The organism is Poseidonibacter ostreae (assembly GCF_009208075.1).
Lineage (GTDB): Bacteria > Campylobacterota > Campylobacteria > Campylobacterales > Arcobacteraceae > Poseidonibacter > Poseidonibacter ostreae.
This window is the reverse complement of record NZ_WFKJ01000020.1, coordinates 15,694-28,386: the sequence shown is the minus strand read 5'-3', so window position 1 is coordinate 28,386 and position 12,693 is coordinate 15,694. Positions and strand designations below refer to the sequence as shown.

Genomic DNA, 12,693 nt, shown 5'->3' with positions numbered 1-12,693 from the left:
TATGTCATTTTGCAATGTTATTTATAAATTATATATTGAATATCTATTTTATCTAAAGTTAACTATTATTTTTATAATTTGATATTTTAGAAGTATTTACTTTTTTCAGATAACGGTTGACTTCAGTGACGCTATGCGTTCACTGCTAGGTCTTGTTAGGTTTTTAACTTATTCATTACTTTTAAAATAATCATATGCTGATATTTTTTTAATTGTTTCGACTAACATTTTAGGACTTAATTTATTACTAATGTAGCTATCTTTTGTATCTACTCTCCAAAATAAATCACCTTCATTGGAAAATTCATTTCGTCTTGTTCTTAATACACTTAGAATAGTTGTTGTCCATGACCTAAAATCATCTAACGTCCATAGATATACATCTTTTAAATGAGGGAATGCTCCTTTATGTGCCTTTTTAACAGCAGTTATTAAAACTTTTATAATCTCTATGTCTTTAGAAACAGACAGATTCTCTTTAATCCAATTATCATGTGTTGTGGCTTGTCTTGCTTTAGTGGCACTAAAGTATTCTGCAGTTCCTTCTGAATGATCTTCAAATACTATACATAAGTTATCACTTAATATCCACCAAGGATCGGGAGAAGCATCATCTTCTATATTGCCTGCTTCAAATCCAATTAGTGCTCCTAGTCTCTTTTGTGCTTCTTCAAATTTTTTAGCATCTTCGTTCATAATTCCTTCAAGAATAAACTGTTCTTCTTTATCATATTTTCTATTACTCGTTAAACCAAATTTTTTGATTTCTTTTTCAAATTTTTCTACAACAGAGTTTAAATCACTTTCATCAATAACATCTTCTGATTTTATTCCTGAACTTTTAGCTAATGTAACCATCCACTTCAAGGATGGAGCAGCTTTCATAGCATTTGTAAAAAATTCTGATGCTAAATCTGCATTATCGGCTAATAGAGCAGACGCTCCTGCTAAATAGTTCCAAAGTGCTCTGTATCCTTTTAGATTAGTGTCAGTTAATTCTTTTAGTGCATTTCGTGCCTCATCAGTAGCACCACTATAATCTGTTTGCCACATTTTATATTGATATTCTATCTCATACTTTACACTGTTTTGTAAATTTTTTATATATGCGGGTTCTTCTTTATTCAATTCATCTCTCAATGAAATAATTTCTTTATCGGCTTCAAACCAATCATCTGTTTGTCCAGAAAAATCATTAATATTTTCAATAAAATCTTGTAAAGTCATATCTTTTGATTGGTCGATACCAAATTCAAGCTCAGCTTGTAATTCAGGATGTAACAACTTTCTTTTCCTATCTGGAAGTAAGTAAGATACAAGTTTTTCCCCTAATACAATTACCGATGAATAATCAGTAGGTGAACGAGTACATCTTCCCATAGCTTGAACAACTCTAGTTAATATTCTTTCGTTTAATAACTCATTTGCAGCCATACGGTTTACTAAAAATTTCTCTTGTAAATTTGTTGATGTAGGTAAATCAGAAATTATTAATGTTCTTGCTTCATCTTCAGCAAAGTCGATACCATCATATCTATTTGCAATAATTGCTACTGCATGTTCTTTTGATAAAAATGTTTCTTTAGACTCTTCAATGTCACTAGCATCAAAAGTTTCATATTTGATTTTTTCATCTATAAATTTTTTAAATATTTCTGATGAAGTAAAATCTTTAGTTAAAACAACAGACCTTCCTGAAGATTTAATAGTGTCTTCCAAAAACAATTCGACATCATCGCTATCTAGTGACCTCTCTGGAAATAGGAAGAATCTTCTTCCAATACCTTGTTTATCCCAACCATCAGGGATAGGTAGTCTAAATATATTACTCATTCCTGTTAATCTTTCTAAATCACCACCATTACCAAGTGTTGCGGACATATAAATTCTTTGTTTAGCATTTGAAAAAGGTTCATGTGATTTTGTTGGAGGAATAATTGGTCTTATTAAAATTTGATTTGTACTAATATAACATTGACAAGCTATCAAATTATTTTTTATTGTTTGCCAAGGATATTGCATTTCATTCTGAACACAATATGTATCTAATAATGAAGAAATATCATCTACTAGTTTACTAAAAACAGTTATAGGTAATTTATCGTTCCATTCTTCGTAGTTATTTTCACCAACCATTCTGTCGTAATCTATTTTTGGAATATAGTCTTTAATCAAATTTGCAAATGCTATAAATAAAGTTTTTGAATACTCAGCATTCTTGTTGATTTCTAATGACCACAATGTGCTAATATAATTTTCTGAAGAATGTGCATCATCCAATATAATAATATCAGCATCTTTAAAGTATGGATTAGTATTAAACAAGGCACTATACGATGTAATAGCTATTTTATCAGCACTTTCATAATCTGATTTTATTGAGATAGGATAATCTCTAATTCTACCAACAAATTTTGCAACTTTTAATCCATATTGATTTTCTGCTTGTTCTGCTACTTGATGTACTAATTGATTTGTAGGGCAAACATATATAACTTTCTCTTTAAACTTTTGTCGTCGCCATTCAGCTAATATTAAACCTACAAGAGTTTTTCCACTACCTGTAGGTAATTGCAAGGCTACATCAGATTTGTCTAAAGCTTTTTCTAAGTATCTTCTCCACATGTCTGCTTGATGAGAGAATGGGGCTTTGATTTTTTTGCTTCTTAAGTCATGAAGTAAAGCTTCTGGTGTTTCTATTGTAACTTGGCTAACACGATTCTTTTTAAATGCCATGTGCTTCCTTATTATTTCTTTTGTAACCTAACGTCTAAATTGAAGAACGATGACCCCTCAATATGTTTGCTGATTTTTTTTATAACCACTATATTAAAGCTAATTAGGCTTAAATACTCGCAGGGGTCACTCGTTCTTCTTCCAATGATTTGTTAGATGTTTTTATTACATGATATATCCATCTAGCAGAAATAAAATACTTTTCTCTAATCATCATTCCTACAAAACAATAGTTAATTTGACTATTAACTTTTTTTAATCCAAAGACTGGTGAACCACTTAATCCATTTAAATATTCTTTTGTATCTTCTGCTGTTTCTAAACTATAACAATATGTATATGGACTTTTAGTTATATTAATAGCTTCAATTATCATTCTTTGAGCATTTACCTTTTTCTCTTCATAGTCTATTCCATTTATTTTTGAGGGAAACCCATAAATAATAAATTCTGTATATGATGTTGCTTCCAATAGACTGTTATCTATTTTATAAAAACTTGTTTTTATAAAATCTTTATTTAGCTTCTTTTTCTCTATATGTATAATTGCAAGGTCAAATTTATCAGTATCATCTATTTCACTAGAATAGCTTAACTCATGTATGATATTTATTGGTAAGAAGGTATCACTACCTAATATATAAGGTACTAAAATATTCTTATTTTCAAAGTTGTCCAGAACATGTTGTGCAGTAATTATTAGATATTCATTTTCATATTCTATTCCAAAACAACTTCCTAATAGTCCATAAGGGTAGTCACAAGATTTTGTATCAAATAATACTGGTCTAGTGTAAATACCAAGATCTTTAATTGTCATAACTTTCCTTTTATCTAACGTTTGAGTTGAGAAATATTTGAGCCGCAGGTTCAAATATTTCTCTCCAATGATTTGTTAGCTTTTTATGTTAGCTGTTGCTCATGTTCTACTAAAAACAATAAATTAGTTGCAGTTAAATGCAACATATAACTTGTAATTTCAGCCGTAACTTGAATTGGTTGAACCCCTTGACCATGTCCAGAATTTTTATTTCGTATTGTTGGAACTCCACTTTCAAATAATTGTTGGAGTGATGAAAATTGTGTTTGTAAATATGTCGGAATCAAATTATTATCAAAACATATTTTTATTAATTTTTTTGATGTGTCATTTTGATTATATGTCCAATTATGCTTATCACAAATTGTTTTCATTGTACTTTCAAATGATTTAAGGCATTCATTTAAACACTCTTTATATCTTTTATGTCGATAGTGTTCATGAGCTTTTAAAAACTCTTCATTAGCCCCTTTGTATAAAGAATTATTTAATATTTTTAAAGTTGGTTTTACAACTTCTGAATGAATAAATTTAGAGTCTACTTTAATTGCTTCACCTGATTCAAATGAATATCCGATAGCATTTTCTTTAAACCTTTCATTAAGTTCAATGATCGCATCATCAATCATTTTACTATAAGTAACATGGTCTTTATACTTTTCTTTTAATACAAGATAAAAGTATCTGTAAAATAATTCAATTATATCTAGTGCTTTTTGATAATCCTTAGTGTTTAATAAAAAATCAAATATTGCTTCTTCATTATTTTGTGCATATTCTTTTAATGTAAAGACACCATATTCTTTACATAATATTTTATGAATCTCTAAGTAAATATTATCTTTACTATAATGTTCTGTATCAATTACTTCTCTAAAAATGTGAATTGCTTGAACTTTTAAATTGGATGGAATACTTTCATATTCATATACATCAACAGTATCGTTATCTAATTTTTTTTGTCTTTTTGAAAATATATTAAAAACACCAAGCATCAATATCCTTTTTTAAGCTAACGACCGACTTAAGGGACAATGACCCTCAGACAGTTTGATGATTTCTTTTATAACCACTACATTTTAGCTAGTAGAGACTTAAAAATTTCGTGGGTCACTTGTTCCTTTCTAGGTTTTGTTATACTCCTACTTTATAGTTCAATTGTATTTCATCCCCTGTCATACCTCTAAATCCCCAATTTGAAGCTTTGCTTTCAATAATACAAATTTCTATATCATTTACTGATATATCTAAATATTTATTTATATTTTCAAATAAAGATTTTATCAAATTCTTTTTTGTTTCAGTTTCTCTACCTTCCATCATCATTATTTCTATAATAATATATTGATGACTTTTATCATCTGGAAATATCATATCATCTTTTTCTAATGATATAAATCTATGATATTTTTTATCTTTTGGAAATGATAATACTTCAACTATTGTTGAATGTATTGTTTCTGATAATTTTAGTTTAATATTATCAAGGTTCTCTTTTAATCCATAAATTTTTACTTGCGACATAGAGTATGTTCCTTTTTGAGTATAACTATTTATTCAAGGAACATTATATCCCAATTAATATTTAAATACATTATTAAAAGACATAAAAAGTGTTCCTTTAATAATATTTTTTATTACAAAATGTAATGTATTTAAAAAAATACTAACTTTTATACTATTATCCTTAAATATAAAATGTCCTTTTACCTCCATATTAAGAGATAACAGGACAAAGTGTTCCGTTATTTGTCACATATCTTAGTATAAGGACATTATCTCCCTTAAGAAAAAGGTTTTTATTATGGAAGTTAAAAAAAGTTATTAGATGTAGTTAGAGATAAAGTTAGATTCAAACACTATAGTATTTCAACAGAAAGAACATATATACATTGGATAAAACATTGCTCCAACAACTCAAAATCAAGCTTTTTCAGCAATATTATTCTTATATAAAGAAGTTTTAGGTATTGATTTAACAAATGAAAATATACAAGCATTAAGAGCACAAGAAAGGAAGCATATCCCTGTAGTTTTAACAAAAGATGAAGTTAGAAAGGTTATTGAAAATATTGAAGGGATATACAATCTTGTAGTCATGCTTATGTACGGTTGTGGACTTCGTATGAGTGAAGTACTAAGTCTTAGAATAAAAGATATAGACTTTGGTTTTAACAAAGTATATATATGGGATAGTAAATCACTTAAAGATAGAACTATTCCCCTACCCATAAAATTAAAACAAAAACTTTCAATTCAAATTGAAACTGTTTCTGACATACATAAAAAAGATTTAGAGGAAGGTTATGGAACTGTGTTTATGCCTTTTGCACTGGAAAAAAAGTATCCAAATTCTAAAAAAGATACAAAGTGGCAATTTTTATTTCCTATGACTAAAGTATCAAAAGATCCAAGAAGTGAAGAAATAAGAAGACATCATATTCATCCTAAAACTTTAGGAAGAAATATATCTAAAGCTGCAAAAAAAGCAAATATATTTAAAAAGATTTCATCTCATACTTTCAGACATTCGTACGCAACACACTTACTACAATATGGAACAGATATACGTTCAATTCAAGAGTTATTAGGTCATAAAAGTATAGAAACAACTATGATATATACTCATGTTGTAAAAGAGTTGAATAAAGATGAGATAAAAAGCCCATTAGATTTTTAATAAAATCTATTTTTATATCCAACAAACCTCATCAACATCAATATTCACATGGATTTTATCGCCAGGTAGTAGTGTTTGTTCTTTCATTTCTTCTCTTGTAATTTTGCTATTAAAGCTTACTCCTCCTATTGAGAATTCTATTAGAAGGAATTCATTTGATGATTGTTGTCTTATCGTTTGAACTTCACCTATTAGAGTGTTTTCATTTTTCATATCATCACAGTTTTCTCTACAAATAGTAATATTATCACTATTTACCATCATTACAGAATCTCTTTTTTTCTCACTTGTACTTGGGATAGTTAATCTTTGAGAATCTAAGAATACTTTTACAAGATTTCCTTCTGAATCTTTTTCCCATGGTGCAAAAAGTAAGTTTACACTACCACTTTCTACTAAGTTTCCTTGAAAAAGAGCAATTCTTCTATCACATATATGATTTAGCCAGTTATGGTCATGGCTTGAGATAAATATAGTAGTATTATATTTTTGTTTTGCTATAAGAATTGCTTCTTTTATAAGTTGTGCTGAATTTGTATCAACTCCAGATGTTGGTTCATCTAATATTAAAACCTTTGGTTTTAGTATTAGTCTAGCTGCAAGTGCAACTCTTTGAGCTTCTCCACCTGATAATTGAGACCATTTTCTATTTATAAACGAGCTATCAAGTCCTACTAAAGTTAAAGCTTCCATTACTTTTTCTTTTAGATTATCTCTTTGTTTTCTAAGTTTCAAACCATAAGCTATGTTTTCATATACAGTTCTTTTTAAGAGGTATGGATTTTGTGGTACGATAACAACGCTTTGTCTCATTTCTTGGTCTAACTTTTTATTACTTATTCCATTAAACTCAATCTCACCATGACTTTGTTTATCAATAAAAGAAAGCAATGAAAAAAGAGTTGATTTTCCACTACCATTTGGACCAAAGAAACCTACTATTTGATTTTCATCTAAAGTAAGAGTATCTATATTTAGTACTTTTCTTCCATCATAGTATTGTTCAATATCATGTAATTCATATAAACTTTTCACTGTGTCCATTTCCTTTTTAACTGTGATAATGCAATATTAACTATAAGTGCAACTGCAAATAAAACTAATCCTAATGCAATACCTGTAACAAACTCACCTTTTCCAGTTTCAAGTGCAATTGCAGTTGTTACTGTTCTAGTATGATATTTAATATTTCCACCAACCATCATAGAAATACCAATTTCTGTAATTATACGTCCATAAGCAGTCATAGCAGCTGTCATAAGACCAAATCTTGCTTCTATTAAAGTAGCAACCAAAATTTGATGCTGATGGGCACCTAGACCTTTTAGTGAGGTATATAACCTTTTATCAACAGATTCAACTTGTGTTGCTGTTAAAGCAATAATAATAGGTAAACCCAAAACTATTTGACCTATAATTATTGCTTCTTGTGTAAAGAGCAGATTATGCTCTCCAAAAGGCCCAGCTTGTGAAAGCATAGTATATGCAATAAGTCCAATTACTACAGTAGGAAGTGCTAATAGTGTATCAACTATAGTTCTAATAACTGCCTTACCAAAGAAGTTATAATAACCAAGAGCAAATCCTAAAGGAAGCCCAATAGCTAAACTAATTAATAAAGACCAAGAAGAGACTGTTATTGTTGTACTAATGGCAGAGTAAACACTTTCGTTCCCTGTCATTAGTAGTTCTATTGCTTCGTTAAAACCATCTGTAAAAAGATTCATTCTATATACTAACCTTCAAATTTAATTCTTTAATTTTTTACTTATTTTCCAGCATTTGGAATAAACAGTGCTTGACCTAATAATCTAAAATCAGCAATTGTTTTTTGTGTTGAATCAGACACAACCCAGTTAGTAAATTTCTTAGCTAGTTCTGGTTTTACGTTTGAACATTTTTCTTTATTAATTGAAACAACAGAGTATTGGTTAAATAGTGATTTATCACCTTCAACTACAACTTTCATCTTATTTGCTTCACCTTTTTGAGACATATACTTAATCCAAGTACCTCTATCTGTCATTGTATATCCAGACTTTTCAGATGCCATATTAATAGTTCTTAACATTCCTTGACCAGTTTGAACATACCATGTAGAAGCTGATTTTGCATCAACATTTGCATTTTTCCATAAAGATAATTCTTTTTTATTCGTTCCTGAATTATCACCTCTTGAAAAGAAGTTAGCTTTTTCATCTCTAATTTTTTGTAAAGCTGCACTTGGAGCCATTCCAGATACACTTGCAGGGTCTTTTTTAGGACCTACAATAATAAAATCGTTATACATTACTTGCTGTCTATCTCCACCAAAACCAGTAGCAATAAACTTTTTCTCAGATGCAGGTGCATGTACAAATAAAATATCAACATCACAATTTCCACCCATTTTAAGAGCTTTTCCAGTACCTGTTGCTACCCACTTTAAATTTGTACCTGTCTCTTTTTCAAACTTTGGTGCTAGATAATCTAATAATCCTGTATTATCTGTACTTGTAGTTGTTGCCATCATTAAAGAATCTTTTGCCATTAATCCTGTTGCAAATACCATTGATGCACTTGCAACTAATAGTGATAACTTTTTTAATTTCATTATGTTTTTCCTTCTAATTAAATATATTTACTGTCTTAGATAAAAACTTATTATTAAATTTAATAAGTTTAACCATTTGCTCTGCTTCTACACCAGCTGTATTTTCCGATGTTACTAAAATACAATTACTCTCATACAATGCAGTAATCATTCCTGAACCATATTTATTATTTCTCGTTACGTTAAACCCTCCATTCTCACAATTTCCAAGAACTAAATTTACTCGTCCTTTTTTTGTTTTAAAAGATTCTTGATTTTTTGCAATTACTACATCATGATAAAAACCACTATTTCCTTGTATTTTATTTAATACAGGAATTGCAAAAAGTTGCATATTAACCATTGCAGTTAGAGGATTACCAGGTAGACACATTACAAAAGTTTGTTTCTTATCACTTTCCATACTTCCCATCATAATAGGTCGTCCTGGTTTTACATTTACTCCATGAAAAGCAGTTTGCAATCCATTTTGAACAAATGCTTCACCAACAAAGTCAGCATCTCCCATAGAAATACCGCCCGTTGTAATAATTACATCAAATGTTTTTAAATTTGAAATAAAGTTTATAGATTCTTCTAGATTATCAGGAACTACACCACTATATGTTGCACAAAACCCTGCTTCTTCAAGTAATGAAACTAAAGCATATGAATTACAGTTATAAATCTCTTCTTCATTTGCTTCTTCCCATGGTTCTTTTAGTTCATTTCCTGTTGATACAACAGCAATTGAGATTTGTTTAAAAACTTCAATCATCATAAGACCTTGAGAAGCTAAAAGAGTGATATGAGATGAATTAATCACCTCACCTTTTTTAAATAATACATTGCCCTCTTTTTGCTCTTCACCTTTTAATCTTAAGTTGCTTCCAACTTTTAAATCATTTGGAAGAGTTACAGTTTTTTCATTTGCATCAATACAGTTTTCAATTGGAATAATAGTATCAACATCACTAGGTACTTTTGCACCTGTCATTATCTTATAGCATTCACCCTCGTTTAAAATAGCTTCAACATCACTACCTTTATCACCTGCAAATATCACTTTTTTGATTTTAAGTGTTTTGCCACTATCAGCTATTTTAAAAGCAAAACCATCCATTGCTGAATTGTTAAAAGATGGAAGATTTTTTTTACAAATCACATCACTCGATACGATTCTTCCTAATGCTTTTGAAATAGGTACAATCTCTTTTAATGTTGTTGTTTTTGCTAAATTTAGACTTATTTTTACTGCTTCTTCAAAGTCTAGAAAGTTAAGTTTATTGCTCATTTAAAACCCTTATTTGTCTATATTTTTTTGCAAATGCATTTACTGTTTTTTCAATCTCTTCTTCTTCATATTTTTTAGTAAAAGTTAAAGATATTGCATTTCTTGAGATTACTTCTTCATAACCCATAGCTTGAATAACTCTTGATGGCATTGATAAACCTAAAGAGCATCCTTCTCCATTTGTAATAAGAATAGAGTTTAAAGCTAATGTTCTTATGATTTCTCTTGCTTTTATGTTTTTTAATGCAAAATGAAGAGAAAAAGGAAGTGTTTGTTTTGAATCTACAAAAAAGTATAAATCTTCTCCAAATGCATTTACTAACTTTTCTTTAAATATCTCTTTTTGGCTAGTTTCAAAACTTTGTGTTTTTAAAGCTTCATTTATCGAATTTACAGCCACAACATCTTTAAAACCAATAACTTGTTCTTCAAATAACTCGTTTTTAAATAATATACATGAAGATAAAGCAAAACCAGTTAATTTATAAGTATCAAAATATATTGCATCGCTATTTGTAGAAAAATCTGCACTCGCATTTGAAATTATTTTAGCATTTGTTAAATTTTTTAAATCTTCTAAATTAGTTTTTACAAAAGTATCAATAACATAAGAAGAGATAAATATAAAATCAACATCTACATTTTCTAATTGTTTTGTATTTACTTTCCCATTTTTTTCTAAATCAATCCAAATAAGAGGAAAACCTAAAGCTTCAAAACTTAATGCAGCTTGAATAATTGCATATGATTCACCAACACTTACAGCTATTTTTCCTTTTTTTTCTAGTTCTAAAAATAGACCTAGAAATCCACTTTTAGAAAAAGAGAATGTTAATAAATCTAGAAAATTGTATTTTCTTTTTAGCTCATTTTCAACTTTTAAGAAATCATCATTGTTTTTCAATATATCAAGTGAAAGCTCACTAGATATATGCAAATTTTGCACATTTGGGTATTGTAAAGAATTTAATTTAATCACTTTTCATTATCCTTAATATTTAGTATCTCTTTGTTATCTTTCAAAAACAGCTCTTTAAATCTATCATCTGCATATTTTTTAATATCATGTTGCAAGATTTTATAAGTTTGTATAACTTCTCTTGCTTTTGGAGTAAGAGAACTACCACTTAATTCTCCTTGTCCTTTATTTGTATTTACTAAATCATCTTCAATATTATTCTCTAATATTTTTATATGAGACCATGCTTTTTTATAATTCATCCCAACTCTTTGGGCTGCTTTTGAAATAGAACCTGTTTCATCAATTAGTTCTAAAACTTCTGTTTTTCCACCACCAAATATAAGATTTTTTTCATCATCTTCAATCCAGATTTTAACTCTTACTTTCATGATGTACCTTATGTCCTTTTTTCTCTCTAAAACATCCTAATTGACAATGTACTACATCAATATCAGAGTTTTTAACAGTAGAACCCACTGCTTTTAAAGATGATCTTTGTGCTTCATCCCATAAAATTTTACATTCAAGTTTTTTATGACCCGAATAATTCTCTTTTAATCTATTATAAACAGCAATTTTTGGGTCTTGAAATTTTAGCTTTCCAAAAACTCCTAATTCACAATTTGTAATTTTTAATCCTAAACTTTTTGTAATTGCAGACATTTCTTTTGGTTTTCTACCAATTAAACGTGCTACTTTAAACGCTTTTAGACAAGATAGTTTCCCATCTTCATCTAAATTCGTCATTATTAATTCTTTTTGAATATTATCAAGTTTAAAATCTAGATTATCGTCAATACTAGACATCGATTCTTCCTTGATGTGTATATAAATTCATTTTCTTTCCTCTTGCAAAACCTATCATTGTAATACCATGTTTATGCGCTACTTGAACACCTAAATATGTTGGTGCTGTACGTGAAACAATAATAGGAATTCTATGCATAACAGCTTTTGTAACCATTTCAGAACTAAGTCGTCCTGAAACAAATAAAACAGATTGAGTTGTATCTAAACCTTGCAATTTACATTTACCAACAACTTTATCAATTGCATTGTGACGTCCTATATCTTCAGCAGTAATAGTCGAACCATCAAGTAAATAAATCATTGCTTTATGTACACAACCTGTTAAATAGTATAATTCACTCTCTTTGTAAAATATTTTCACTTCAGTCGAGATAGTTTCAGGTTTAACTTTAAAAGTAGTTTGATTAAATGGAATTTCTAAAGAACCTTCAATATTTCCAGTAACTCCACCACCACAACCACTAACAAGTGTTTTTTCTTTGTATAAGTTTTCTAATGAACCATCATTAATTCTAGCTTTAACATCAACTCTTAGTCCATCTTCACTTATAGTTAATTCTTCAATATCATCTACACTTGTAATTACATTTTCACTCATTAAAAAACCAATTGCATGTGCATCTTGATCTTTAGGTATACACATCATAGATATAGTTTTTTCACCATTTAAATACAAATTAAGACGTGATTCATCAATAGTCACATCTTCAAATTCAGTTGCTTCATTTTCTATAAGTTTGTCAATAATTACTGTTTTTAAATATTTGGCGTTTTCTATATTTTCCATGTCTTTCCTTAATATGCAAATTTTGCATATTTG

The 12,693-nt window shown here is 28.8% G+C and carries 14 protein-coding genes; 2 read left to right on the top strand and 12 right to left on the bottom strand.

Features of this window, described 5'->3' with window-relative positions:
• Window positions 1-168: 168 nt before the first annotated feature.
• From GBG18_RS07805 to GBG18_RS07790, 4 genes are all read right to left on the bottom strand, one after another.
• Complete coding sequence (locus GBG18_RS07805) at window positions 169-2,736, bottom strand: DEAD/DEAH box helicase (RefSeq protein ID WP_152189952.1); 2,568 nt, start codon at window positions 2,734-2,736, stop codon at window positions 169-171.
• 109 nt (window positions 2,737-2,845) lie between these two features.
• Window positions 2,846-3,556 (bottom strand): S1 family serine peptidase, encoded by a 711-nt coding sequence (locus GBG18_RS07800; RefSeq protein WP_152189950.1) that lies wholly within the window; start codon window positions 3,554-3,556, stop codon window positions 2,846-2,848.
• 83 nt (window positions 3,557-3,639) lie between these two features.
• Entirely contained in the window at window positions 3,640-4,551 is a 912-nt protein-coding gene (locus tag GBG18_RS07795) for an abortive infection family protein (RefSeq protein ID WP_152189948.1), read from the bottom strand.
• A 139-nt stretch (window positions 4,552-4,690) separates the two neighbouring features.
• Window positions 4,691-5,080 (bottom strand): tautomerase family protein, encoded by a 390-nt coding sequence (locus tag GBG18_RS07790; protein ID WP_152189946.1) that lies wholly within the window; start codon window positions 5,078-5,080, stop codon window positions 4,691-4,693.
• A 342-nt stretch (window positions 5,081-5,422) separates the two neighbouring features.
• On the opposite strand from GBG18_RS07790, the gene GBG18_RS15750 reads away from it, so the two are divergent.
• A complete protein-coding gene (locus GBG18_RS15750; RefSeq protein WP_373279291.1) occupies window positions 5,423-5,512 on the top strand; it encodes a hypothetical protein in 90 nt (29 codons plus the stop codon).
• A complete protein-coding gene (locus GBG18_RS07785) occupies window positions 5,496-6,236 on the top strand; it encodes an integron integrase (RefSeq protein WP_255467377.1) in 741 nt (246 codons plus the stop codon). Before GBG18_RS15750 ends, GBG18_RS07785 begins: the two co-directional genes overlap by 17 nt.
• Before the next feature lie 12 nt (window positions 6,237-6,248).
• Here GBG18_RS07785 and GBG18_RS07780 read toward each other — a convergent pair whose 3' ends face one another.
• The 8 genes from GBG18_RS07780 to fdhD are packed head-to-tail and all read right to left on the bottom strand — an operon-like array spanning window position 6,249 to window position 12,660.
• Window positions 6,249-7,271: an energy-coupling factor ABC transporter ATP-binding protein gene (locus tag GBG18_RS07780; protein ID WP_226896428.1), complete on the bottom strand. Its 1,023-nt coding sequence runs from the start codon at window positions 7,269-7,271 to the stop codon at window positions 6,249-6,251.
• Window positions 7,268-7,963 carry an ABC transporter permease gene (locus tag GBG18_RS07775; protein WP_152189943.1) on the bottom strand — a complete coding sequence of 232 codons (696 nt, stop codon included), beginning with the start codon at window positions 7,961-7,963 and terminating at the stop codon, window positions 7,268-7,270. The genes GBG18_RS07780 and GBG18_RS07775 overlap by 4 nt, the downstream gene beginning before the upstream one ends.
• A gap of 41 nt (window positions 7,964-8,004) precedes the next feature.
• Entirely contained in the window at window positions 8,005-8,829 is an 825-nt protein-coding gene (locus GBG18_RS07770) for an ABC transporter substrate-binding protein (protein ID WP_152189941.1), read from the bottom strand.
• A 13-nt stretch (window positions 8,830-8,842) separates the two neighbouring features.
• Entirely contained in the window at window positions 8,843-10,102 is a 1,260-nt protein-coding gene (locus tag GBG18_RS07765; protein WP_152189939.1) for a molybdopterin molybdotransferase MoeA, read from the bottom strand.
• Complete coding sequence (locus tag GBG18_RS07760; protein WP_152189937.1) at window positions 10,092-11,081, bottom strand: cysteine desulfurase; 990 nt, start codon at window positions 11,079-11,081, stop codon at window positions 10,092-10,094. The genes GBG18_RS07765 and GBG18_RS07760 overlap by 11 nt, the downstream gene beginning before the upstream one ends.
• Entirely contained in the window at window positions 11,078-11,452 is a 375-nt protein-coding gene (locus GBG18_RS07755) for a winged helix-turn-helix domain-containing protein (RefSeq protein WP_152189935.1), read from the bottom strand. Before GBG18_RS07755 ends, GBG18_RS07760 begins: the two co-directional genes overlap by 4 nt.
• Window positions 11,436-11,870, bottom strand: a complete 435-nt coding sequence (locus GBG18_RS07750) for a ModE family transcriptional regulator (RefSeq protein WP_152189933.1) — start codon at window positions 11,868-11,870, stop codon at window positions 11,436-11,438. The genes GBG18_RS07755 and GBG18_RS07750 overlap by 17 nt, the downstream gene beginning before the upstream one ends.
• Window positions 11,863-12,660 (bottom strand): formate dehydrogenase accessory sulfurtransferase FdhD, encoded by a 798-nt coding sequence (gene fdhD / locus GBG18_RS07745; protein ID WP_308418448.1) that lies wholly within the window; start codon window positions 12,658-12,660, stop codon window positions 11,863-11,865. Before fdhD ends, GBG18_RS07750 begins: the two co-directional genes overlap by 8 nt.
• Window positions 12,661-12,693 lie beyond the last annotated feature (33 nt).

What these genes read in the sequence shown, in the direction of transcription:
- GBG18_RS07805 (WP_152189952.1), bottom strand. Translation starts at nt 2,736, where the DNA reads ATGGCATTTAAAAAGAATCGTGTTAGCCAAGTTACAATAGAAACACCA.
- GBG18_RS07800 (WP_152189950.1), bottom strand. Translation starts at nt 3,556, where the DNA reads ATGACAATTAAAGATCTTGGTATTTACACTAGACCAGTATTATTTGAT.
- GBG18_RS07795 (WP_152189948.1), bottom strand. Translation starts at nt 4,551, where the DNA reads ATGCTTGGTGTTTTTAATATATTTTCAAAAAGACAAAAAAAATTAGAT.
- GBG18_RS07790 (WP_152189946.1), bottom strand. Translation starts at nt 5,080, where the DNA reads ATGTCGCAAGTAAAAATTTATGGATTAAAAGAGAACCTTGATAATATT.
- GBG18_RS07775 (WP_152189943.1), bottom strand. Translation starts at nt 7,963, where the DNA reads ATGAATCTTTTTACAGATGGTTTTAACGAAGCAATAGAACTACTAATG.
- GBG18_RS07770 (WP_152189941.1), bottom strand. Translation starts at nt 8,829, where the DNA reads ATGAAATTAAAAAAGTTATCACTATTAGTTGCAAGTGCATCAATGGTA.
- GBG18_RS07765 (WP_152189939.1), bottom strand. Translation starts at nt 10,102, where the DNA reads ATGAGCAATAAACTTAACTTTCTAGACTTTGAAGAAGCAGTAAAAATA.
- GBG18_RS07755 (WP_152189935.1), bottom strand. Translation starts at nt 11,452, where the DNA reads ATGAAAGTAAGAGTTAAAATCTGGATTGAAGATGATGAAAAAAATCTT.
- GBG18_RS07750 (WP_152189933.1), bottom strand. Translation starts at nt 11,870, where the DNA reads ATGTCTAGTATTGACGATAATCTAGATTTTAAACTTGATAATATTCAA.
- fdhD (WP_308418448.1), bottom strand. Translation starts at nt 12,660, where the DNA reads ATGGAAAATATAGAAAACGCCAAATATTTAAAAACAGTAATTATTGAC.